This is a genomic window from Catellatospora sp. KI3 (assembly GCF_029948125.1).
GTDB lineage: Bacteria > Actinomycetota > Actinomycetes > Mycobacteriales > Micromonosporaceae > Catellatospora.
Genome location: NZ_JASAMB010000026.1, coordinates 14115 through 37715 on the forward strand (window position 1 = coordinate 14115; position 23601 = coordinate 37715).

The following is a 23601-nucleotide window of genomic DNA, read 5'->3' on the forward strand; positions in this document are numbered from 1 at the left end:
GGGCGATCCGCCTCGGTGCCGAGGGGTGGTATCGCGAGGACTCGGTCCGACCGGGTGCCGGGCACGGCGATACATTGCTCCGGTGACCACGGTGGAGATCTGCGTCAGCGACGTGCCGACCGCGCTGGTGGCGGAGGCGGCCGGGGCGCACCGGCTCGAACTCTGCGCCGACCTGGGCCAGGGCGGCACCACGCCGAGCCTCGGCGCGGTCGCGATCGCCCTGCGCACGCTGACCACGGCCGGATTGCGGGTGATGGTCCGGGCCCGCGGCGGGGACTTCCGGGTGAGCGAGGTCGAGGAGCAGGTGATGCTCGCCGACATCGCCGCGCTGCGCGCGCTGCCCAATCCGCGCGGGCTGCCGCTCGGGGTGGTCGTCGGTGCCGTCGCCGACGGCCGCCTGGACCTGCCCGTCCTGGGCCGCCTGATCGAGGCGGCCGGGCCGCTGCCGGTGACCGTGCACAAGGCGTTCGACGAGGTCAGTGACCAGTTCGAGGCGCTCGACCAGATCATCGGGCTCGGCGCGGACGCGGTCCTGACCTCCGGCGGAGCGCCCACCGCGCTGGACGGTGCCGTACGCATCGCCGCGCTGCGGCAGCGGGCCGGCGACCGGCTGCGCGTCATCGCCGGGGGCGGCATCCGCTCGCACAACGTCCGGCAGGTGCTCACCGAGACCGGCGCGCGCGAGCTGCACCTGCGCGCACCGGTGCGGCGCGACGGCCGCGAGGCCACCGACGCCGCCGAGGTGCGCCGGGTCGTGGACGCCGTCCGCACGCACTGACGGGTGCGGGTGTCGGCAGGTCGGCACCCGCCGACACCCGGCCGCCGCGGTTCAGGACTGGGTCCGCGACCACTGCTGGTTGTTGCCGCTGCCGCAGCTGTACTGCTGGATGTCGCTGCCGTCGCCGGTGCCGGAGCCGACCACGTCCAGGCACTTGCCGCTGTGCCGGGCGACGAGCCGGTAGTAGCCGCCGGTGGCCTGCCACTGCCACTGCTGGTTGGTGCCGGTGCCGCAGCTGTACTGGATGATGTTGGCGCCGTCGGCGGTCGAGGCCGAGGCGACGTCCAGGCACTTGCCGCTGTTGGCGTTGACGATGCGGAACCAGCCGCCGCCGGCGTCCTGGAAGGACCACTTCTGGTTGCCGCCGCCGTTCCAGCTCCACTGCTTGACTTCGGCGCTGTTGGCGGTGGAGCTGCTCACGACGTCCATGACCTTGCCGCTGTTGCGGTTGGTGATCCGGTACACCGTCGCCGCGACGCCGCTGACGGTGCCGGCCGCCGCGTCGATCGTGATCTGGGGGTACCAGGTCAGGCTCATGCTGGTGGCGGTCGGGAAGGCGATCGGCAGCCACACGTACTGGGAGTCGTTGACGGGGCCGCCCCAGGCGCCGGCCCAGCGGTCGCCCAGGTAGAGGTAGCTCGTGCCCGCCGTGCCCTGGACCGGCAGCACGTACGCGGGCTGCGAGCCGAACGTGGTGCCGTCGCCCACATTGGTCCAGCCGGTCCACGGACCGGAGATGCTGCTCGCGGTGGCGTACTTGGCCTGGTTCGGGCTCCAGCCGGTGGCCGCCGAGGTCAGCATGAAGTAGGTGCTGCCGCGTTTGAACAGGGCCGGGGCCTCGCGGTGCGCGTCGTTCCAGAAGTTGCCGACCAGCGTGCTCACGCTGAGGTAGTCCGCGGTGAGCCGGTAGATGTGCAGGTCGTAGTTCTCGTCGGCCGCCGAGATCATGTAAGCGGTGCCGTTGTCGTTGTAGAGCGTGATGTCGCGGGACATGTGCTGGCCCAGCGGCCGGAAGCTGCCGTGGTAGGTGTAGGCGCCGTCGACCGTGGCCGAGGAGGCGACGGCGGCGCGCGCCTCGCCGTAGTCGGATCCGTTCTCCTTGTGCATCCACATCACGTACCGGCCGGTCGCGCTGTTGTAGACGACCTTGGGACGTTCGATGTTGGCGACGTTGAGTTCGGCGGCCGAGGACTGGGTGAGCACGTTGTTGCGGAACTCCCAGTTGCGCAGGTCGGTCGAGCGGTAGACCGAGACGGCCTTGAACGTGCCGTTGGGGTTGCGGTTCTCGCCGAACCAGTAGTAGTAGTCGCCGACCTTCAGCATGCCGCCGCCGTGGGCGTGCAGCACGCTGCCGGCGGTGTCGGTGAACTGGGTGCCGTTGGTGACGGTGACCGGTGCGGCGGTCGCGGGGGAGGGGGCGGTCAGCAGGGTGGCGCCGGTGAGCAGGAGCGCGAACAGGCATGCCGCGCCGCGTCGAGCGGGACGGAGCATTGCTTCACCTTCTTCGGGTAGGGCGGGCCCGGGCAGACCCGCCTCCTGCGGAATTTGCGGTGATTGGCGAAATGTTAGCGCGAACATTTATGAACGTGATACTGGCACAGCGCCCGCCGTTCGCCAAGAACTCGGGGCTGCCAACCGCGACGGGGGCGCCGACATCCAGACAGCGACGATGCTCGATGACATTGGTCCGATCTGGACCTATGCTGTAGGCAGCGGCGAGCCACCGGGCGTGTATCCCCACTGGTCACTCCTCACTCTGCAGGAGATCTTCGCCATGCCGTCTTCCGAAACGAGGCTCCGGTCGCCGCGCACCGCCGTCGCGCTGCTGGCGATCGCCGTGATGTCGCTGGTGTCCGCGCCCGCCGCGCACGCGGCCGCGGACACCGCGGCACCCACCGCACCCGGTGCTCCGACCTTCTCCCAGGTCACACCGTTCGCCCTGACCCTGACCTGGCAAGCATCCACCGACGACACCGGCGTCAGCGGGTACCTGATCCGCCGGACGCTGCCCACCGGCGGAACGTGGGTCGAGAGCACCTCCGGCCCCGCCACCACGCTCACGATCCGGGACCTCACCCCGAACAACGGCTACACGTTCACCGTCGTGGCCACCGACGCCGCGGGCAACTGGTCCGCCGCGTCGCCTGCGGCGGGCGTGCGGACACTCGCGTACACCGCCGGCAGCATGTGCTCGGTGGTCTACCAGCCGGTCAGCTCCGGCGGCGGCTCGTTCTCCGCCCAGGTCGCCATGACCAACCTGACCCCCGGGGTCTGGCAGGAGTGGACCCTGGGGTTCGCCCTCGCCTCCGGACAGCGGATAAACCCGGAGTGGGGTTTCCAGCAGAGCGGGACGCGCTGGCGCCAGACGTTCGTGTCGCTGTGGTCCAGCGGCGCCGGTCCGCTGCTGTCCGGCGGCACCAGGTCGGTGAACTTCACGGGCACCTACAGCGCCGGCGGCAACCCGCCGCCGACCGACTTCAGCATCAACGACCACCCGTGCACCGTGACGGGGCAGCCCGTCCCGCCGGGCTCGCCCGTGAACCTGACCGCGGGCGACGTGACGCCGGGCAGCGTCTCGCTCACCTGGACCGCGGCGACCGCGGGAACCAACCCGATCAGCGGGTACGAGGTGCTCGTCAACGGATACCGGTACACCTGCGTCGGGGTGAATCCGCTCGGCTGCCTGGTCACCGGCCTGTCGCCGGGCACGGCCAACGCCTTCGCGGTACGGGCGGTGGACACCGCCGGCCTGGTCGGCCCCGCGACGACGATCGTGGTGCAGACCCCGGCGGCGCTACCGCCGACGGCACCGGGCAACCCCGGCGTCTCCGCGATCACGCCCACCGGTGCCACCCTGACCTGGACCGCCGCGACGCCGGGCACGGCACCGCTGGCGGGGTACGTCGTATTCCGCCTGGACGGCGCCACGGAGACCCCGATCGCGGTCACGCCCAACGCGACCACAACGACCGCGACCCTGACCGGGCTGACCCCGGGCACGGCGTACTCCGTGCGGGTGCGCGCCCGCGACACCGGCGGAGTCCTGTCCGGACCGTCGGCGACGGTGGGTTTCAGCACTTCGGCCGTGCCCCGGACCTGCGCGGTCGGGTACACCGTGGCCGACTGGGGCAACGGCTCCGGCTTCACCGCGACCGTCACCGTCACCAACACCGGCAGCACCGCCCTGTCCGGTTGGACCCTGCGCTTCAGCTTCCCCTCCTCGCAGCGGGTGGTGCAGGGCTGGAACGCGAACTGGACCCAGCCGCCGGGCAGCCCTGACGTCACGGCGACGAACCTCGGCTGGAACGCGACCCTGCAGCCGGGCGCCTCGTTCTCCATCGGCTTCAGCGGCAGCTACAGCGGCGCCAACCCCAGGCCCACCGCCTTCACGATCAACGCAGGCGCCTGCGCCGTCTCGTGAGCCGGTGCCGGGTTGCCGCGAGCCCGAGCCCAGGGCCCGCGGCAACCCGGCCCGGCGGTGCCCCGTGCGGCGCCGTGGTCAGGCCGGTCGGGGCGGCGCGGTGCTGGCCCGGACCACCAGGCGGGTGGGCACGAGCGTGGTGCCGTGCTCGGTCTCGCCGTGCTCGATCTGGCGCAGGATGCCCTGCACGCAGTGGCGGCCGACCTCGGCGAAGTCCTGGTGGACCGTGGTCAGCGGCGGGATGAACGAGCCGGACTCCGGGATGTCGTCGAAGCCCACCACGCTGATCTGTGCGGGCACGGCACGGCCCCGCTCGTGCAGGGCGCGCAGCACGCCCAGGGCCATCTGGTCGTTGGCGGCGAAGACCGCGGTGCAGTCCGGTTCGTCGGCCAGCCGCAGGCCGGCCCGGTAGCCGGACTCGGCCGACCAGTCGCCGCGCAGCGGCGGGGGCACCTCCCGCCCGGCGGCGGTGAGCGTGTCGCGCCAGGCCTGGGCGCGCCGCTCGCCGGCGAAGGACTCCTCGGGGCCGGTGACGTGCCACACCGTGCGGTGGCCCAGGTCCAGCAGGTGCGTCACCGCCTGCCGGGCGCCGTCGGCCTGGTCGGTGTCCACCACGGTGTACCGGTCACCCGCGTCGGAGTCGACGACCACCACCTGCACGTGCGGGGGCAGGGTCACCGTCGCCGAGTCGAGCAGGTGCACCTCCATGATCACGATGACGCCGTCCACGGCGAGCTCGCCCAGTCTGGTGAAGGCGCCGAGCACGCTGTCCTGGGTCGGCACGGCGACCGGGATGAGGGTGATGGCGTACCCCTCGAGCGCCGCGTGGGTGGCGATCGCCTCCAGCGTGCGGCTGTTGCCGGTGGTGGACAGGGTGAACAGGATGACGCCGATGGTGCGGAACTGGCCGCTCTTCAGGGCCCGGGCCGCGCTGTTGGGCCGGTAGCCCAGCTCCTTCATGGCGTCGAGGACCTGCTGGCGGGTGCTGCCGACCACGCCGGGATGACCGGTGGAGACGCGGGAGACGGTCTGCGAGGAGACGCCGGCGAGCCGGGCCACGTCGGCCATCGACACGCGGGCCTTCGGCCGGCCCATCGCGCGCTCCTTCCGGTGACGCCCGCCGCCGGGCGCGATGATGCGGTGTAACGAATCCGAACCGGTGCTTGACGCCTGTCCGACGACGGTGACACTATCACTCGGCCAATGTTTACGTAAACATGGCCGCCTGTAACGACTTGCCTCCCGTTCGTGCCGAGCGCTCCTGGGCGTGGAGGCGGACCGCGGTCAGTGATGTTTGCGTAAACATAGTCAATCGCCGACCTGTCGGAAGGAGTAGACGTGACGGTGCTCGGCCCTCCGACGATCCAGGCCACCGGCAGAGCGGGCCGGGGTAGCCCCGCCCGGCGCCGCCGGGCCTGGACGGGCTGGGCGTTCGTCGGGCCGTTCATGGCGGTCTTCGCGTTCGTGTTCCTCGCGCCCATCGCCTACGCGGTCCAGCTGAGCCTGTTCCGGACCCGGATGATCGGCGGGACCAGCTTCGTCGGCCTGGACAACTACGAGCGCGCCTTCACCGACCCGCAGTTCTGGTCGGCGGTCGGCCGGGTGTCGCTGTTCCTGGCGGTCCAGGTGCCGGTCATGCTGGCCCTGGCGCTGCTGGTCGCCCTGGCGATCGACAGCGGCAGGCTCTACGGCAGGGCGTTCTTCCGGGTCGCCGTCTTCATGCCGTACGCGGTGCCGGCCGTGGTCGCCACCCTGATGTGGGGCTTCATGTACGGCTCCCGCTTCGGCCTGGTCGGCGACCTGAACGACGCGCTCGGCACCTCCCTGCCCGACCCGCTCTCCCCGGACCTGATCCTGGCCTCGATCGGCAACATCGTGACCTGGGAGTTCGTCGGCTACAACATGCTGATCCTCTACAGCGCGCTGCGGACCGTGCCGAAGTCGCTGTACGAGGCCGCCGACATCGACGGGGCCGGCCGGCTCCAGGTGATCCGGTCGATCAAGCTGCCCGCGATCCGGGGCGCGCTGCTCATCGCGACGATCTTCTCGATCATCGGCAGCTTCCAGCTGTTCAACGAACCGAGCATCCTGCAGAGCCTGGCGCCGAACGTGATCACCACCTACTTCACCCCGAACCTGTACGCGTACTCGCTGTCCTTCTCCGGCCAGCAGTACAGCTACTCGGCGACCGTCGCGATCGTCATGGGCCTGCTCACCGCGGTCGTCGCCTACGCCGTCCAGCTGCGCGCCGCGCGCCGGGAGCGCTGAGCCGTGGCCGCGACGACCGCCCGCAAGGCGCACCGGCGGCGCAGCCCGCTGCTGACCGCGCTCACCGCCGCCATGCTCGTCTACAGCCTGGTTCCCCTGCTGTGGCTGGTCGTCAACGCCACGAAGACGCAGGCGAGCCTGTTCGACTCGTTCGGCCTGTGGTTCTCCGGCGACTTCTCCCTCGGCGCGAACATCGCCGACACCCTCACCTACGACGACGGCGTCTTCGTCCGCTGGCTGCGCAACACCCTGCTGTACGTGCTGCTCGGCGCCGGAGGCGCGACAGTCCTCGCGACGCTGGGCGGGTACGCGCTGGCGAAGTTCGACTTCCCGGGCAGGCGCGGCGTCTTCGCCGTCGTCATCGGCGCCGTCGCGGTGCCGGGCACCGCGCTGGCCGTACCCACCTTCCTGATGTTCGCCAAGCTCGGCCTGACCGACACCCCGTGGGCCGTGATCATCCCCTCGCTCGTCTCCCCGTTCGGCCTCTACCTGATGTGGACGTTCGCGGCCCAGGCCGTTCCGGGTGAGCTGATGGAGGCCGCGCGGGTCGACGGCGCGGGGGAGCTGCGCACGTTCCTGCGCATCTGCGTGCCCCTGCTGGCGCCCGGCATCGTCACCGTCGCGCTGTTCACCATGGTCGCCACCTGGAACAACTACTTCCTGCCGCTGATCATGCTCAAGGACCCGGACTGGTACCCGCTCACGCTGGGCCTCAACGCGTGGAACGACCAGGCCGCCACCGCGGGCGGGCAGCCCGTCTTCCACCTCGTGATCACCGGCTCGCTGCTGACGATCCTGCCGCTGCTGGCCGCCTTCCTGCTGCTGCAGCGCTACTGGCAGTCCGGCCTGGCCGCCGGCGGCGTCAAGGACTGAACCCGCACCACCGACCGTCCTACCCCCGTTCGAGAGGACACTGATGTTCGCCAACCGACGCGCGCTCCTGCGCACCGCGGCGCTCGCCACGGCCGTGGCCACGGCCGCGGCCCTGGCGGCCTGCGGCACCGATGACAACGACGGCGCGACCACCCCCGTCACCGCCGACCAGGTGCAGTCCGCGCTGGAGGCGGGCGGCTCGATCACGGTATGGGCCTGGGAGCCGACCCTCAAGCAGGTCGTCACCTCGTTCCAGGCGAAGTACCCCAAGGTGAAGGTGAACCTGGTCAACGCCGGCACCGGCAACGACCAGTACACCGCGCTGCAGAACGCGATCGCGGCCGGCTCCGGCGTGCCCGACGTGGCGCAGATCGAGTACTACGCCCTGCCGCAGTTCGCGCTGGGCAAGTCGCTCACCGACCTGTCCTCGCTGGGCGCCGGCGCCCTGGACGGCACGTTCACCCCCGGCCCGTGGTCGTCGGTCAAGGTCGCCGGCGGCACCTTCGGGCTGCCGATGGACTCCGGCCCGATGGCGCTGTTCTACAACAAGGAGGTCTTCGACAAGCACCAGCTCGCCGTGCCCACCACGTGGGAGGAGTACGTCGCGGCGGCCCGCAAGCTGCACGCGGCCGACCCGAAGGCGTACATCACCAACGACACCGGTGACGCGGGCTTCACCACCAGCCTGATCTGGCAGGCGGGCGGCAAGCCGTTCAGCGTGGACGGCACCAAGGTGAAGCTCGACCTCGCCGACCAGGGCTCCACCACCTTCGCCGGCACGTGGCAGCAGCTCATCAGCGACAAGCTGGTCGCCCCGGTCGGGTCGTGGAGCGACGGCTGGTACAAGGGCCTGGGCGACGGCACCATCGCGACCCTCGTCATCGGTGCCTGGATGCCGGCGAACCTGGAGTCCGGCGTGCCCGCCGGCAAGGGCAAGTGGCGCGTCGCGCCGATGCCGCAGTGGACCGCCGGCGGCACCGCCGCCGCCGAGAACGGCGGCAGCTCGCTGGCCATCCCGAAGGCGGGCGCCCACAATGCGCTCGCCTACGGCTTCCTCAAGTACGCCACCGCGGGCGACGGCGTGAAGATCCGCATCGACAACGGCGCCTTCCCGGCCACCAACGCCGAGCTGAAGTCCGAGGCGTTCCTGAACAAGGAGTTCCCGTACTTCGGCGGGCAGAAGGCGAACGAGGTATTCGCCCAGTCGGCCGCCGACGTCGTCAAGGGCTGGTCCTACCTGCCGTTCCAGGTGTACGCGAACAGCGTCTTCAACGACACCGTCGGCAAGGCGTACGTCTCCGGCACCAGCCTGGCCGACGGCCTGAAGGCATGGCAGGAGGCCGCCGCCAAGTACGGCAAGGACCAGGGCTTCACGGTCGACTGACCGCCGGCCCCGGCGTCGCGGACAGGCCCGCAGCGACCGCCCGCGACGCCGGGTCCTCGCCGACCCGCGCAACCCGCAAGGAGCACCCCCGTGACCCACCCCGCCCGTCCGCACTGGCTGCGCCGGCCCGACCGCGCCGCCGCGGGCCTGGCCTACGGCGCCGACTACAACCCCGAGCAGTGGCCCCGCGAGGTGTGGCGCGACGACGTCCGCCTCATGCGGGAGGCGGGGGTCGACATCGTCTCCCTCGGCATCTTCTCCTGGGCCCGCCTGCAACCCGCCGAGGACACCTGGCGCTTCGACTGGCTCGACGAGATCATGGGCCTGCTGCACGAGCACGGGATCGCCGTGGACCTGGCCACCGCGACCGCCTCGCCGCCGCCGTGGCTCACCTCGAAACACCCCGAGATCCTGCCGGTGAACGCGCGCGGCGAGACGATCTGGCCGGGCGGCCGCCAGCACTGGCGACCCACCTCACCGGTCTTCCGCCGGTACGCCCTGCACCTGGTCGAGACGCTGGCCGGCCGCTACGCCGACCACCCGGCGCTCGCGGCCTGGCACGTCTCCAACGAGCTGGGCTGCCACAACGTCTACGACTACTCCGACGACGCCGCCCGTGCCTTCCGCGATTGGCTGCGCGCCCGCTACTCGACCATCGCGGCGCTGAACGAGGCGTGGGGCACCGCGTTCTGGTCGCAGGAGTACGGCGACTGGGCCCAGGTCCTGCCGCCGCGCCTGGCCGCGACCCACCCCAACCCGGGCCAGCAGCTGGACTTCAAGCGGTTCTCCTCCGACGCGCTGCGCGAGCACCTGCGGGCCGAGCGCGACATCCTGCGGCGGTACACCCCCGACGTGCCGGTCACCACGAACTTCATGGTCATGGGCGGGACCAAGGGCATGGACTTCGCCGCCTGGGCCGCCGACGTCGACTTCGTCGCCAACGACCACTACAGCGAGCCGGGCCCGCAGGCGCGCGACGAGCTGTCGTTCTCGGCGAACCTGACCGGCAACATCGCCGGCGGGCGGCCCTGGTTCCTGATGGAGCACGCCACCAGCGCGGTCAACTGGCAGCCGGTCAACGTCGCCAAGAAGCCGGGTGAGCTGGCCCGCGACTCGCTCACCCACGTCGCGCACGGTGCCGACGCGGTCTGCTTCTTCCAGTGGCGGCAGTCGGCGGCCGGCGCCGAGAAGTACCACTCCGCGATGCTGCCGCACGCCGGTGCCGACAGCGACGTGTTCCGCTCGGTGGCCCGCCTCGGGGCGACGCTGCGGGAGCTGGCCCCGGTCGCGGGTGCGACCCGTGAACCGGCGCCCGCCGCCGTCCTCTTCCACTGGGACTCGTGGTGGGCCGCCGAGGCCGACTCCCACCCGACCGACCGCCTGCGCTACCGCCAGGAGGCGCTGGACTGGTACACCGCGTTCCTGAACCTCGGCATCCGGGCCGACGTGGTCCCGCTCGGCACGCCGCTCGACGGCTACCGGCTGGTCGTCGCCCCGATCCTGCACGTGGTCAGCGAGCCGGTGGCCAAGACGCTGCAGGGGTACGTCGAGTCCGGCGGCCACCTCGTCACGACGTACTTCTCCGGCATCGTCGACGAGCGCGACCACGTCTGGCTGGGCGGCCACCCGGGCGCGCTGCGGGACCTGCTCGGCATCCGGGTGGAGGAGTTCGCCCCGCTGCTGGACACCGAGACTGTCACCCTCGACAACGGACTGCGCGCGGTGCTGTGGTCCGAGCGGGTGCGGGTGACCGACCAGGACGCGGCCGTGCTGGCGCGCTACGCCGACGGCGAGCAGGCCGGGCACCCGGCCATCACCCGCCGCGCGGTCGGCGGCGGGTCGGCGGCGTACGTGTCGACCAGGCTGGGGGCCGCGGGCCTGACCGCGGTGCTGGGCGGCCTGGCCGCCGCGGCGGAGCTGGAGAGCGACCTGCCGCCGGCCGTCCGGGGCAAGGTGGAGTCGGCGGTACGCCGCCAGGAAGGAGCCCGCTTCGCGTTCCTGATCAACCGTTCCGAGCAGCCGGTCACCGTCGCGGGGGTGCCCGGCGAACCACTGGTCGGCAGTCGTGGCCCCGACGGCGCGGTGACGCTGGAGCCCCGGGGGGTGGCCGTGCTGCGCCAGACCTGAGCGGCCTGCCGCCGCACCGTCCAGCCGCGCACCGGAGGTCCGGGGCGCGGCCGGACGTGCTGTGTCACCCGCGGGTGCTGACCCACACGTTGACGATGGTGTGGGACGCGCACGAAGCATAGGAGACCTGGCCCACGGGGGCCCAGTTGCCGGGGCACGCGATGTAGCCGACGCCCGGCATGAAGTGCTGCTGCAGCATGTTGACCTGGTGCTCACCGGTGCCGCCGGTGCAGATGCTCTGCGCCCAGTTGGCGCCGTAGGTGACCGTGCAGCCCGTCGGCGCGGCGGACGCGGCCGAACCGGTCGCGGCCACGGTGCCGGTGGCGACCAGCAGGCCCAGGGCCGCGTGGGCGGCCGCCTTCCTGAGCTTCATACTCCTCCTTCAGTTAAGAAGCCTTTCAATTAACGCGCACCCTATGGTCCGCGATTCGCACTCGTCAATACCGAAGGATGTCGATCAATGGTGCGCGATTGGAAAGGCCGGCTCGGCCGTGGTGCGATGGAGTCATGAGCCATGACGGATCCTCCACTTCGGACAGCGTCGCCGCGCCCGGCCCGGGAGCCGCGGCCGGCGGAGACGCGCACCTCGCGGTCATCCTGGGCGCGGCCCTGGCGCTGGCCGGCTACCTGCTGCCCTGGTTCAGGAAGCAGGACGGCTACCTCTGGTCGTACTCGGGCTGGCAGTACGCCGATCTCAGCGGTGGCGGCGGCTGGACCCTGGGCGCGATCGCACTGCTGGGGGCCGCGTTCCTGGCCGCCTTCTGGACCGGCCGCTCGAAGACGGCCGCCGTCGCCTGCCTGGTGTGCGGCGTCGCCGGCGGGTTCTGGGCGTCGGCGGTGGTCGCGGCGAGCTTCGGCACGCTGGGGGAGCGGTCCTCGCTCAACGACCTGACGGAGCTGCCGTTCGGCCCGGGCCTGCCCGCCCTGGCCCTGGGCCTCGGCCTGCTGGTCGCCATGGCGGGGTACCAGCTCGTCCGCCACCTGATCAACGAGAGCGCGGCCAGGTAACCCCGAGCGTCCCGGCGGTCGGCGGCGCTCGCCGACCGCCTTACATTCTTCGATCCGTGTGCGGTCCCGTTGACCTGCGGGCGAAAGGTTTCGAGCCTGCTCGCGGCGGTCTTGACACTCGAAATGTTATCGATAACATGCCTGTAACGCGGATCCGCTCGGACCGCGTGGTACGGGAACACCGCGCCCGAACCAGTAGCACGACAAACTATGCCCTCCATCCGTCCCTGGACGTAAGGGCCCTGTCGAGGCGCGGCGTGTTAACGGTAACAGCTGTGGCTTGACGGGTGCACCTGGCGTCCCCGCCGCGCACCGTCCCCACCCACCGCGACACCGCAGGCGCCCGCCCGGCGTCCGGCTCGCCGTGGCCGCAGACCGTTCCACCACCCGTCCCTGCACGTCCCGGGAGCGACGATGACCCACCGGTTCCGACGATTCGGGCTCGGCGGCATGATCACCACTCTGCTGCTGACCCTCGGCCTCACCACGGCGGCGCAGCCCGCGGCCGCCGCCGACCCCAACACCGCGTACCTCATGGCGCACTTCACCGGCGAGAGCGCCACCGGCGAGCAGATCTACTTCGCCACCAGCACCGACGGTCTGCACTGGACCGATCTGAACTACTCCCAGCCGGTGCTGCTGTCCAACGTCGGCGAGAAGGGCGTACGCGACCCCAGCCTGGTGCGCTCACCGGCGGGCGACAAGGTCTTCCTGATCGCGACCGACCTGCGCATCGCCAGCGGCAAGGGCTGGGACGCCGCCCAGCACGCGGGCAGCACGTCCCTGGTCGTCTGGGAGTCCGCCGACCTGGTCAACTGGTCGGCTCCGCGCCTGGTCAACGTCGCGGGCGGCATCGCCGGCGCCGGCTGCGCGTGGGCACCCGAGGCGATCTACGACGCGGCCAGCGGCGACTACATCGTCTACTGGGCGACCATCTCCCCGCTCAACGGGGTCGACAAGGCCCGCATCTACTACTCCCGCACCCGTGACTTCCGCACCTTCAGCACCGCCCAGCTGTACATCGACCGGCCCGGCAGCCAGGGCATCATCGACACCCAGATCATCGAGGTGGCGGGCAGCACCGGCGGCTACCGCTACATCCGCGCCTCCGGCGACGGCCAGATCAGCATCGAGGGCAGCAACTCCATCCTGTCCGGCTGGTCGCGCCTGGGCGACATCTCGCACCTGGGCCTGACCGGCGCGCAGGTCGAGGGCCCGATCCTGCACCAGTTCAACGGCCGCAACGAGTGGGGCCTGTGGGTGGACCAGTACGCCGCCGGCAAGGGCTACCTCCCGCTCACCACCACCAACCTGGCCAGCACCGGAACGTACCGGGTGCGCGGCACCTCCGAGTACAACCTCGGCGCCAGCCGCAAGCGGCACGGCTCGATCATGGGCATCACCCAGGCCCAGTACAACACCCTGCAGTCCCGCTTCGGGGGGAACGCCAACCGGCTGCAGTCGTACAACTTCAACACCCGGTACGTGCGGCACGCCAACTACGACGCCCGGATCGACGCCAACGTCAGCCCGCTGGCCGACTCGCAGTGGCGCATCCGGCCGGGCCTGGCGAACGCCAGCGGTTACGTGTCGTTCGAGTCGGTGAACTTCCCCGGCTACTACCTGCGCCACTCGAACTACGACTTCGCGCTGGTCCGCAACGACGGCACGGCGCAGTTCGCCGCGGACGCGACGTTCCGGCAGGTCGCCGGGCTGGCCGACGCCTCGGCGGTGTCGTACCAGTCGTACGGCAACACGAGCCGGTACATCCGGCACTACAACTACCTGCTGCGGCTCGATCCGATCAGCACCGCCACCGAACGCGCCGACGCCACCTTCCGCATCACCAGCTGACAGCCGGTGCGCCCCGGGTGGAGCCACCGCCCGGGGCGCACCCTGACCGGAAAGCGAGCCGTCGTGACCCACCGTTCCCGCAACCAGCCCCGCCGCGCATCCGCGGCGTCCCGATTCAAGAACTCGATCTCCCGGGTGCTCACCGTGTCGCTGCTGGCCGGCTCGCTCACCGCCGCCGTCGGGCAGCCCGCGGCGGCGGCCGAGATCCCGACCGGGGCCCGGTCCCTGCAGTCGGTCAACGTGCCCGGCTACTACCTGCGGCACAGCAACTACCTCGGCGGCATCGCGGCCGTCACCTCGGCCAGCGCCGCCACGGCCAAGAGCGACGCCACCTTCACCGTGACGCCCGGACTGGCCGGCGGCGCGGGCTGCGTGTCCTTCCAGGCCGCCAACGGCATGTGGCTGCGCCACCGCGACTACCGGGTGCGCCTGGAGGCCAACAACGGCAGCACCACGTTCCTGGCCGACGCCACCTTCTGCGTACGGGACGGCTCGAGCGCCGGGTCGGTGCGGCTGGAGTCGCTCAACTACCCGGGCCGGTTCATCCGCCACCGCGACTACGAGCTGTGGCTGGACACCTCGGCGACCAACCCGGGCACCTTCACGGCCGACAGCTCGTTCCTGGTCGGCACCCCCTGGGCGGCCGGCCGGCGCAGCCCCGTGATCAAGGGCCTGTACGGCGACCCGAACATCGCCTACCTCAACGGCCGCTACTACCTCTACCCGACCACCGACGGCTACGCCGGCTGGAGCTCCACCAGGTTCAAGGCCTTCTCCTCGACCGACCTGGTGAACTGGACCGACCACGGCACCATCCTCGACCTCGGCCCGCAGATCAGCTGGTCCGACAGCCGCGCCTGGGCGCCGACCATCGCCTACCGGAACAACCGGTACTACTTCTACTTCTGCGCCGACACCAACATCGGCGTCGCCACGTCGACCAGCCCCACCGGGCCGTTCACCGACCCGCTGGGCCGCCCGCTGGTCGCGGCCGGGTTCCGCAGCGGCCAGATGATCGACCCGCACGTGTTCACCGACGACGACGGAGCGTCCTACCTCTACTGGGGCAACGGCTACGCCTACGGTGTGCGGCTCAACGCCGACATGGTCTCGTACGACAGCGCGCAGGTGCGCACGTTCAGCCTGCCGAACTTCCGCGAGGCCCTGTTCGTGTTCAAGCGCAACGGCGTCTACTACATGTCGTACTCGGTGGACGACACCCGCTCGGAGAACTACCACGTCGAGTACGCGACCGGCACGACCCCGTTCGGGCCGTGGACCCACCGCGGCACGATCCTGGCCAAGAACCTCAGCCTCGGCGTCAAGGGCCCCGGGCACCACTCGGTGGTGAAGGCGCCCACCGGCGACACCTGGTACATCGCCTACCACCGCTTCGCCGTTCCGGCCGGGGACGGGACCAACCGCGAGGTCACCATCGACCCGATGCGGTTCAACGCCGACGGCACCATCCAGCCGGTCACCCCCACGCTCTGAACCGTCCGCCCTGAAGGGGATTTCCATGGCCATTCCCATCCCGTCCGGCCGGGGCGGCGTGCGGCGGCGCACCGTCCGGACCCTGCTGGCCGCGGTGACCGCTGTGCTGGTCTCGGCGGTCGTGGCGCTGGTCGCACCGTCGGCCGCGCACGCCGGTCCGGCGTTCACCAACCCGCTCAACAGCACCGGTCCCGACCCGTACATGACCTGGTACAACGGCAACTACTACCTGATGACCACGCCGTGGAGCGGGCCGCTGACCATGCGCAAGGCCCCGACGATCGCGGCGCTGAAGACGGCGACGCCTGCCGCGGTGTTCAGCGCGCACGCCGCCGGTCGCGACCACTCCATCTGGGCGCCCGAGTTCCACCTGCTCAACGGGCCGAACGGGCAGCGGTGGTACATCTACTACTCGGCCGGCAACGGTGACATCGAGACGCAGCGGGTGCACGTGCTGGAGAGCGCGGGCCTGGATCCGCTCGGGCCGTACACGTACAAGGGGATGATCTTCGGTTCGAACAACTGGTGGGGTATCGACGGCAGCGTCGCGACCATCAACGGCCAGCTGTACTTCACCTGGTCCGGCGTGCCGACCGTGCTGTGGCGCGACAGCGACCCGCACATCTACCTCGTCGCGCTGGCCAACCCGTGGACCGTCACCGGGGCACGCACCGCGATCTCCGCCCCGACCTACGACTGGGAGCGCCAGGGCACTCCGATGAACGAGGGGCCCGTCGCGATCCAGCGCGGCGGCCGCACCTTCATCACCTACTCCGCCAGCGCCTGCCAGGGGCCCGACTACAAGATCGGCCAGCTGGAGTACACCGGCGGCAACGTGCTGTCGGCGGGTTCCTGGACCAAGAAGGCCATCCCGATCTTCCAGCGCAACGACGCCGCCGGGGTCTACGGGCCCGCCCACCACGGATTCTTCAAGTCACCCGACGGCACCGAGGACTGGATCGTCTACCACGCGAACAGCTCGGCCGGGGACGGCTGCGGATCGACCCGCACCACCCGCATCCAGAAGATCACCTGGAACGCGGACGGCACCCCGAACCTCGGCGTGCCCGTCGCCACCAGCACGATTCTCGCCCCGCCCGCCGGTGAACCCGCCGGACCGGCCGTCGCGATGCGGCTGCAGTCGTACAACTTCAACACCCGGTACGTGCGGCACGCCAACTACGACGCCCGGATCGACGCCAACGTCAGCCCGCTGGCCGACTCGCAGTGGCGCATCGTGCCCGGCCTGGCGAACACCGCCGGCGGGTACGTGTCGTTCGAGTCGGTGAACTTCCCCGGCTACTACCTGCGCCAGTCGAACTACGACTTCGCGCTGGTCCGCAACGACGGCACGGCCCAGTTCGCCGCCGACGCGACCTTCCGGCAGGTCGCCGGGCTGGCCGACGCCTCGGCTGTCTCCTACCAGGGCTACAGCGCCCCGACCCGGTACCTGCGGCACTACAACTACCTGCTGCGGCTGGACCCGGTAAGCACCGCCACCGAACGCGCCGACGCCACCTTCCGACTCACCGCCTGACCCCCACAGGAGATGACCCGATGCGCAGAAGACCACCCTCGCGTACGGCGCTGCGGCGCGCCGCGTCCCAGCTGCTGGCCGCCTGCCTGGCGGCCGCGGCGGCCGTGCTCGCCGTGCCCGCCCCCGCCCAGGCGGCCAACCCGATCGTCACCCGGTTCGCGGCCGACCCGTCCGCGCACGTGTTCAACAACCGCATGTACATCTACGCCACCGACGACGAGAGCAACAGCGGCACCTACTGGGACTCCAACGCGTGGCGGGCGTACTCGTCCAGCGATCTGACCACCTGGACCGACCACGGCGCGCCGTTCTCGGTCACCGGGTTCAGCTGGGCCACCCAGTACGCCTGGGCGCCCTCGGCCGCCCAGCGCAACGGCTACTACTACCTCTACCTGCCCGTCGACCGCACCAAGATCGGCGTGGCCCGCAGCACGTCACCCACCGGCGGGTTCACCGACCCGCGCGGCAACCCGCTGATCGAGCGCGGCCGCGACGCCAACACCGGGGACGAGCCCATCGACCCGGCCGCGTTCGTCGACGACGACGGCCAGGCCTACCTGTACTTCGGCGGCGCCCGCGCGCCCAAGGTGGTCCGCCTCAACGCCGACATGATCTCCACCAGCGGTGCCGTGCAGAGCATCACGATCACCGGCGGCACCGGCTTCGCCGAGGCCGGGTTCATGCACAAGCGCAACGGGCTCTACTACTACTCCTACTCCACCGGCTGGCCGGGCCAGATCGCCTACGCCACCGCGAGCAGCCCGCTGGGCCCGTTCACGTACCGGGGCGTCATCCTCGACGCCGTCAACGTCAACACCAACCACCACTCGATCACCTCGTACAACGGCCAGTGGTACATCGCCTACCACCGCAGCGCCCGCACCGGCGGCGGCAACTACAAGCGCTCGCTGGCCATGGACTACCTGACCTACAACGCCGACGGCACGATCGTGCGGGTCACCCAGACCAGCAGCGGCGTCGGGACGCCCACGATCCCGGTCAACCGGCTGCAGTCGTACAACTTCACCGACCGCTACGTCCGCCACGTCAGCAACGACGTGCGCATCGACCCGAACGTCAGCCCGCTCGCCGACTCGCAGTGGCGGATCGCGCCGGGGCTGGCCAACCCCGCCAGCGGGTACGTGTCGTTCGAGTCGGTCAACTTCCCGGGCTACTACCTGCGGCACTACAACTACGACTTCGTGCTGGCCCGCAACGACGGCTCGACCCAGTTCGCGGCGGACGCGACGTTCCGGCGGGTCGCCGGGCTGGCCGACGCCTCGGCGGCGTCGTTCCAGTCGTACAACTTCACCAGCCGCTACGTCCGGCACTACAACTACCTGCTGCGGCTCGACCCGGTCAGCACCGCCGCCGAACGGGCCGACGCCACGTTCCGCGTCACCGGCTGAGCCCGGCCGTCGTGCACCCGGCGGACCGCGCCGGGTGCACGACGGCACCCGCGCCGATCAGGAGGCGCGGTCTCAGGACGCGGGCGGGCCGAGGACGACCTGGCCGTGCAGCGGGCCGGCGAGCACGGCCCGCGCGACGACGCCGCCGTCGGGGCGCAGCGTCTCGACCGCGTCGCCGGTGCCGGACAGCAGCAGGTCGTCGGTGGCCCACACCGCGGCCCCCGGGAACGGCACGGCCGTGCCGGTGGCGGTGTCGACCAGCTCGTACCCCGAGACGGTGATCTCGCGGCGGCCCACCAGCCGGGTCCCGTCGGGCGACCAGGCGAACGGGCCGCCGGGGAAGACCCGCGCCGGCACGGTACGGGTCGGTGCGCCGGTCTCCGCGTCGAACAGCTGCACGGCCCGCGTGTAATCGTGCGCCTCGCCCGCGGACCGGTCGGTGATCGACAGGGCGACCTCCCGGCCGTCCCGGGTGAACGTGAGGGCGCAGAAGCTGCAGTCGTAGGTGCCGTGGTCGAACCAGTGCTCGGTGCGCTTCGCGGTCTTCGCGTCGATCACCGCGAAGCCGACGGCGAACGGCTCCTTGCGGCTGACCATGCCGACCAGGCGGGTGCCGTCCGGGGACCAGCGCATGCCGCTGTCCAGCCACAGCTGCAGGTCGGGGCCCTCGTCGTCGACGAGCATCTGCGCGCCTGCCGCGATCTCCACGATGGTCACGCCGGTGTCGTCCTCGACGGCGTAGCGCCGCCCGGTCGGGTCGAGCTGGGCGCCCCCGGGCAGTTCCAGCGGGACGTACCGGCTCTGCGCCCGGTCGAGCACCGTGCCCGTGGCCGCGACGACCTGCCAGCCGCCGGCGAGCTGCTGCGGCGTACCCGAGAGGGTGGACAGCGAGGGCTGCGCCACCGGGTCCGCCGCGGGCGACTGGCCGCCGCAGGCGGCCAGCGAGACGGCGAGGGCCGCCGCCAGGGTCGTGCCGAGCGCGCCCGACTGCCATTTCATGTCTGCTCCCCGTGGTCGGTGTCGCGGGGGACGGCATGGCGCCGGAGGGTCGGCGCCCCCGCGCCGCGAGCCAGGATAGACGTCCTCGGCCGGGCATGCCGCACCCGCCGGGCGGCGGTGGCACCCCGCGGCGCGGACGTGCTCGGTAACCTGATGCCGTCGACGAGAGGCGTGATCGTGGCGGTGTTGCGGGCGACGCGGGAACTGCTGGACCGGTGTGCCGGCGCCTCGGGCGCCCTGCCGTGGCGGTGGGAGTCGACGGTCGTCGAGGTCATCGTGCGCCGCGGCTCCCGATCGGACGCGCAGGCGCTGCTGGGGACGTTCCTGGACGATCCGGAGGCACGTCGGCGGCTGGTGCCCGTGCTCGCCCAGCATGGCGACCGGGCGACGGCCGAGCGGCTGGCGGGGGCGTGCCTGGCGGCGGGGCGACTGCGCGCGGAGGCGCCGCCGGAGGTGCTGCACGCGCTCGGCCTGCTGGGCTACGAGCCCGCCGAGCCGGTGCTGTGGGGGCACCTCGAAGGTACGTACGACGAGGCGACCAACGCGGCGTTCGGGCTGCTCCACCTGCCCTGCCACGGCCTGCGCACCGAGATCGCCCAGGCGCTGGAGCGGCACTGCGGCGCCCACCTCTTCCCGGAGTTCCTGCCCGTGCTGGCGACCAAGACGGGTGATCCGTCCTGGCTGGACCGGCTGGTCGCGTGGGGCGACGGGGCGGCCTCGACCGACTGCAACGGCGGACTGATCCTCGGGATCGCGCTGCACGGCCGGCGTGCTCGGGCGGAGTTCACCCGGCTGCTGTGGGACCCGTGGTGGGAGGCGTACGGCGGCGGCACCGGGTCCGACCGCTGGGCCTACGCGGGCGCCCGCGTGCTGGGCCTGACCATGTCCGAGCTGTACGCCGACCTGACCGCCCGGCTCGCCTCGGACGCCGGCGCGCGGGACAAGGAGCACGGCCTGCGGACGTTCACCGCGCTGCTGGAGCACTGGACCAGCCGCCCCTGGCTCGGCGTGAGCGCGGCACCGGACCCCGCCGAAACCTGCGCCGAACTGCTCGGGCAGCTGTTCGACTGGTCCACCCCGCACCGGGACGACTCCGTGATCGGGCTCGCCGGCGCCGTCCTCGACCGCGACGACCCCGTGCTCGCCCGGCTCCACGGACTCGAGCACGAGCTGCAGGTACGGGCCGGGCACGAGCTGGAGCTACAGAGCCTCTTGCAGAACCTTTGAAGAATCCGTACAGACCGTGACCCGACGCTGGCTCCCATGCGCAAGATGGTGGTGTTAGCCGACCCGGAGATCGGACCATCGACCGGTTCATCAACTACAACAGCAACAACGACGGCAAGTGGGGCCTGGACCCCTGGTACCTCACCGGCAGCCCCGGCATCACCACCAGCGTGCAGGGCTGAACCGCACCACCGCTGCGCCGCCGCGGGCCGTCTCCGGCCCGCGGCGGCTCACGTTCGCCGCCTGCTGTCAGCGCGCCCCGTTCATGTCCGTACGATCCCGGTCAACGGCGCACCCGATAGCGCAGGTGAAGCACCCGTTCGCCCTGAACGACGACGTCTGGGCCGTCGAGCAGGTGCTGCGCGTCGACGGAGCCGAAGTAGCGCTTGCCGGACCCGAGCACGACGGGTGCGACGTCCATGCGTACCTCGTCGACCCAGCCTGCGGCGAGCGCCTGGCCGCCGACGTCGCCGGCGGTGACCTCGACCGTGCGGTCACCGGCAAGCTCCCGCGCCTTGGCCACGGCCGCCTCGATGCCGTCGACGAAGTGAAACGGCGCCTGGAGGTCCCAGCCCTCGGGCGCACCACGATGGCTCACCACGACCACATGGTCGATCCCACTCGGAGGCGTCCCATCCCAGCCGTCGGTGATGTCGAAGGCGTGACGGCCGGCGATGGTCACCCCGACCTCGTCCCAGTACGGCCGGACGTAGTCGAACGAAGCCTGCGACACCTTCAGCACGCCACTGCCGTCCAGTGGCACGTCACCGCTGACCAGCCACTCGAAGAGCGGACCGGGATCGTCGTTCTCAGCCGCGATGAAACCGTCTACCGAGACCGACGCGTTCAGGACGATCTTGCCCATGGACTCCTCCTCTGTTCGAAGTCCCAAGTCTCATGCGGTGTGAGCTGCGGCTCTTGTACGAAATCAATCGGCTGGGAGCGGCCAGCCGTCCAGGGCGTGATCGGGATGATCGCGCAGGAACCGCCGCCGGGCTTCGGCGTACCGGGTGGGCGTGAGCCCGGTGAACTCCCGGAACTCGCGCACGAAGTGGGCCTGGTCGAAGTAGCCCGCGTCGGCGGCGACCTCTCCCCAGTCGATCGGTGCGGCGACGTCGAGCGCCAGCACGGCGGAGCTGAAGCGGTAGCTGCGAGCCAGCCGCTTCGGCGTGACACCGATTACGGCCTTGAACCGCTTCGCCAGGTACGTGCTGCTGGCGCGGGCCGCCACACCGATGTCGCTGATCGGCACCGCCCCGCCGGTCGCCGCGATGGCGCTGCTCATCTGGCGGACCAGGTCGAGACCGTCGATCACCCGCAGCCGTCGCACCAGTTCCTCTTCGAGCAACATCAGCATTTCGTGAGGTGTGTCCGCCAGGGTCAGTCGGTGTCGCAGCGCAGCGACAGCGGGCTGGCCCCAGATCTGCTCCACTGTCGCAGGCCGGTCGCACAACTCGGCCGCGGGCATCGGCAGGAGCGGTGCCAGGCCCCACGGCCTGAAGTGGGCGCCCACGGACCGGGTCGGGGTCGGGTAGCCGAACTCCCACGCCCGCGTGGGCGTGGTGACCGCGCAGCCGTCGGCGTACTCCACGGCTGCTACGTCGGTGCCCGCACGGATGAGGAACGGCGCCCCGAGGTTGACGATGAGCAACGGCGCGGGCGCCGCCGGCAGCATCAACCGGGAGTACGGCGGGGCGCCTTCCAGGTAGTAGAGGTCGTCGATCAGCCCGTCCAGCGGCGGACCGGGCACCCTGGACACATACTCCACCCCGACATCATCGCCGACGGCCCGGCCGGCATCAGACGAACGCCGTCCGCGGGCCGGGGCACTGGAGCCCCGACCCGCGGACGGATGACGCTGGAGGGTGGCTAGGCGACCGGGATCGCCTGGTTCTTCAGGGTCTGGATCGTGTACGCCTGCGCGGCGGTGAGCGCGTCGAGCAGGGTGCCCTTGCCGGAGACGGCGGCCTTGAAGCCGTCGGAGGCGTTGGCGTAGGTGGCCGTCATGCTCGGTCCCCAGGTGAACCCGGACGGGACCTGCGTGGAGGCCTTGGCGAACACCTCGTAGATCTTCTGGTCGCCGTAGAAGGCGACACCGTCGGCCAGGGCGGGCAGGTTCGCGCCCGCCTTGGTGGCGGGGTACAGGTTGGCCTTCTGGTTGAGCAGGGTGAGCGCCTCGTCACTGGAGTTCAGCCAGAGGGCGAACTTGGCGGCCTCGTACGGGTGCTTGGAGGTCTTGAACACCGCCGTGGACGAGCCGCCCCAGTTGCCCGCGCTGGCCTGCGCGCCGTCCCACTGCGGCATCGGGGCGACGCGCCACTTGCCCGCGGTCTTGGGCGCGCCGCTGGCGATCGAGTTGGCGCCCCAGACCGCGGAGACCCAGGTCCAGGCCTGGTCGGTGTTGTAGGCGTTGTCCCACTCGGTGGTCCACGGCGGCACCGACGACACCAGCTTGCGGTCGATCAGGTCCTGCCAGTACTGCGCGACCTTCGTGGTGCCCGGGTCGGCGAGGCTGACCGTCCACTTCTGCCCGTCGTTGCCGAACCAGTGGCCGCCGGCCTGCCAGGCGAGCCCGGCGAACTGGTTGATGTCGCTCTGCGAGAAGTTGGTGATGTAGCCGCCGGCCGCCTTGACCTTCTCCGCCGCGGCCGCGTACTCCTGCCAGGTGGCCGGCACGGCGATGCCGGCCTTGTCGAACAGGTCGGCGCGGTAGAACAGCGCCATGGGTCCGGTGTCCTGCGGCACGCCGTACGCGGAGCCGGCGTCGCCGAGGCTGACCTGGTCCCAGGTCCAGGGCACGAACTGGTCCTTGGCCTTGGCGACGATGTCGCAGGCGCCCAGGTCGAACAGGCCGTCCTGCACGCGGAACCCGGGCAGGGCGTCGTACTCGATCTGGCCGAGGTCGGGGGCGTTGCCCGCCTTGAGCTGGTTAAAGAAGTTCTGGTACGTGCCGCCGTTGCCGTTCGGGCCGGTCTGCACCTTCACCTGGATGTCGGGGTTCTTGGCGTTCCAGGCCTGGACGACCTCCTCGATGCCGGGGATCCAGGAGGTGAAGGTCAGGGTGACCGGTCCGCCGCCGGACGGCGCGCACGCCGACGCCGGGTTCTGGGCGGGGGTGTCGGTGGTGGAGCAGGCGGTGAGGGCGACCGCTGAGGTCAGCAGCACGCCTATGGTGCGCAGGAACGCGCTCATCAGGACATCCTTTCGAGGGGTTGGTGAGGT

The 23601-nt window shown here is 71.2% G+C and carries 19 protein-coding genes; 12 read left to right on the forward strand and 7 right to left on the reverse strand.

Annotated elements, in window-relative coordinates; all coding sequences use genetic code 11:
* Window positions 1–82: 82 nt before the first annotated feature.
* Window positions 83–778: a copper homeostasis protein CutC gene (locus QEZ54_RS30705; RefSeq protein WP_281308240.1), complete on the forward strand. Its 696-nt coding sequence runs from the start codon at window positions 83–85 to the stop codon at window positions 776–778.
* Between the two features lie 51 nt (window positions 779–829).
* Here the strand turns inward: QEZ54_RS30705 and QEZ54_RS30710 are convergent, their stop codons facing one another.
* Entirely contained in the window at window positions 830–2269 is a 1440-nt protein-coding gene (locus QEZ54_RS30710; protein WP_281308241.1) for an RICIN domain-containing protein, read from the reverse strand.
* A 283-nt stretch (window positions 2270–2552) separates the two neighbouring features.
* Between QEZ54_RS30710 and QEZ54_RS30715 the strand changes: the two genes are divergently transcribed.
* Entirely contained in the window at window positions 2553–4199 is a 1647-nt protein-coding gene (locus tag QEZ54_RS30715; RefSeq protein ID WP_281308242.1) for a fibronectin type III domain-containing protein, read from the forward strand.
* 78 nt (window positions 4200–4277) lie between these two features.
* Here QEZ54_RS30715 and QEZ54_RS30720 read toward each other — a convergent pair whose 3' ends face one another.
* Window positions 4278–5294 (reverse strand): LacI family DNA-binding transcriptional regulator, encoded by a 1017-nt coding sequence (locus tag QEZ54_RS30720; protein WP_281308243.1) that lies wholly within the window; start codon window positions 5292–5294, stop codon window positions 4278–4280.
* Between the two features lie 243 nt (window positions 5295–5537).
* Between QEZ54_RS30720 and QEZ54_RS30725 the strand changes: the two genes are divergently transcribed.
* The 4 genes from QEZ54_RS30725 to QEZ54_RS30740 all read left to right on the forward strand — a co-directional run bounded on the left by QEZ54_RS30725 (window position 5538) and on the right by QEZ54_RS30740 (window position 10851).
* Window positions 5538–6467, forward strand: coding sequence for a sugar ABC transporter permease (locus QEZ54_RS30725; RefSeq protein ID WP_348650591.1), 930 nt, complete (start codon window positions 5538–5540; stop codon window positions 6465–6467).
* A 72-nt stretch (window positions 6468–6539) separates the two neighbouring features.
* Complete coding sequence (locus tag QEZ54_RS30730; RefSeq protein WP_281308304.1) at window positions 6540–7340, forward strand: carbohydrate ABC transporter permease; 801 nt, start codon at window positions 6540–6542, stop codon at window positions 7338–7340.
* Between the two features lie 43 nt (window positions 7341–7383).
* Entirely contained in the window at window positions 7384–8724 is a 1341-nt protein-coding gene (locus QEZ54_RS30735) for a sugar ABC transporter substrate-binding protein (protein ID WP_281308244.1), read from the forward strand.
* Between the two features lie 90 nt (window positions 8725–8814).
* On the forward strand, window positions 8815–10851 hold the full coding sequence (locus QEZ54_RS30740) for a beta-galactosidase (RefSeq protein ID WP_281308245.1): 2037 nt from the start codon (window positions 8815–8817) through the stop codon (window positions 10849–10851).
* Between the two features lie 64 nt (window positions 10852–10915).
* On the opposite strand, the gene QEZ54_RS30745 is transcribed toward QEZ54_RS30740, so the two are convergent.
* The gene (locus QEZ54_RS30745) at window positions 10916–11224 is read right to left on the reverse strand and encodes a hypothetical protein (protein ID WP_281308246.1); all 309 of its coding nucleotides are present in this window, start codon (window positions 11222–11224) and stop codon (window positions 10916–10918) included.
* Between the two features lie 134 nt (window positions 11225–11358).
* On the opposite strand from QEZ54_RS30745, the gene QEZ54_RS30750 reads away from it, so the two are divergent.
* The 5 genes from QEZ54_RS30750 (at window position 11359) to QEZ54_RS30770 (ending at window position 18153) form a co-directional block, all read left to right on the forward strand.
* Window positions 11359–11859 carry a hypothetical protein gene (locus QEZ54_RS30750; RefSeq protein WP_281308247.1) on the forward strand — a complete coding sequence of 167 codons (501 nt, stop codon included), beginning with the start codon at window positions 11359–11361 and terminating at the stop codon, window positions 11857–11859.
* Window positions 11860–12309: 450 nt separating this feature from the next.
* On the forward strand, window positions 12310–13713 hold the full coding sequence (locus QEZ54_RS30755) for a glycoside hydrolase family 43 protein (RefSeq protein ID WP_281308248.1): 1404 nt from the start codon (window positions 12310–12312) through the stop codon (window positions 13711–13713).
* 63 nt (window positions 13714–13776) lie between these two features.
* Window positions 13777–15207 carry a family 43 glycosylhydrolase gene (locus QEZ54_RS30760; protein WP_281308249.1) on the forward strand — a complete coding sequence of 477 codons (1431 nt, stop codon included), beginning with the start codon at window positions 13777–13779 and terminating at the stop codon, window positions 15205–15207.
* A 25-nt stretch (window positions 15208–15232) separates the two neighbouring features.
* The gene (locus QEZ54_RS30765) at window positions 15233–16744 is read left to right on the forward strand and encodes a family 43 glycosylhydrolase (protein ID WP_281308250.1); all 1512 of its coding nucleotides are present in this window, start codon (window positions 15233–15235) and stop codon (window positions 16742–16744) included.
* Window positions 16745–16764: 20 nt separating this feature from the next.
* Window positions 16765–18153 (forward strand): AbfB domain-containing protein, encoded by a 1389-nt coding sequence (locus tag QEZ54_RS30770; RefSeq protein ID WP_281308251.1) that lies wholly within the window; start codon window positions 16765–16767, stop codon window positions 18151–18153.
* A 72-nt stretch (window positions 18154–18225) separates the two neighbouring features.
* Here the strand turns inward: QEZ54_RS30770 and QEZ54_RS30775 are convergent, their stop codons facing one another.
* Window positions 18226–19152: a hypothetical protein gene (locus QEZ54_RS30775; protein ID WP_281308252.1), complete on the reverse strand. Its 927-nt coding sequence runs from the start codon at window positions 19150–19152 to the stop codon at window positions 18226–18228.
* Between the two features lie 153 nt (window positions 19153–19305).
* Between QEZ54_RS30775 and QEZ54_RS30780 the strand changes: the two genes are divergently transcribed.
* Window positions 19306–20379 carry a hypothetical protein gene (locus QEZ54_RS30780; protein ID WP_281308253.1) on the forward strand — a complete coding sequence of 358 codons (1074 nt, stop codon included), beginning with the start codon at window positions 19306–19308 and terminating at the stop codon, window positions 20377–20379.
* A 283-nt stretch (window positions 20380–20662) separates the two neighbouring features.
* Here QEZ54_RS30780 and QEZ54_RS30785 read toward each other — a convergent pair whose 3' ends face one another.
* The 3 genes from QEZ54_RS30785 to QEZ54_RS30795 all read right to left on the reverse strand — a co-directional run bounded on the left by QEZ54_RS30785 (window position 20663) and on the right by QEZ54_RS30795 (window position 23571).
* Window positions 20663–21244 (reverse strand): dihydrofolate reductase family protein, encoded by a 582-nt coding sequence (locus tag QEZ54_RS30785; protein ID WP_281308254.1) that lies wholly within the window; start codon window positions 21242–21244, stop codon window positions 20663–20665.
* A gap of 63 nt (window positions 21245–21307) precedes the next feature.
* A complete protein-coding gene (locus tag QEZ54_RS30790) occupies window positions 21308–22147 on the reverse strand; it encodes a helix-turn-helix domain-containing protein (RefSeq protein WP_281308255.1) in 840 nt (279 codons plus the stop codon).
* A gap of 101 nt (window positions 22148–22248) precedes the next feature.
* Entirely contained in the window at window positions 22249–23571 is a 1323-nt protein-coding gene (locus QEZ54_RS30795) for an extracellular solute-binding protein (protein WP_281308256.1), read from the reverse strand.
* Window positions 23572–23601: the final 30 nt, after the last annotated feature.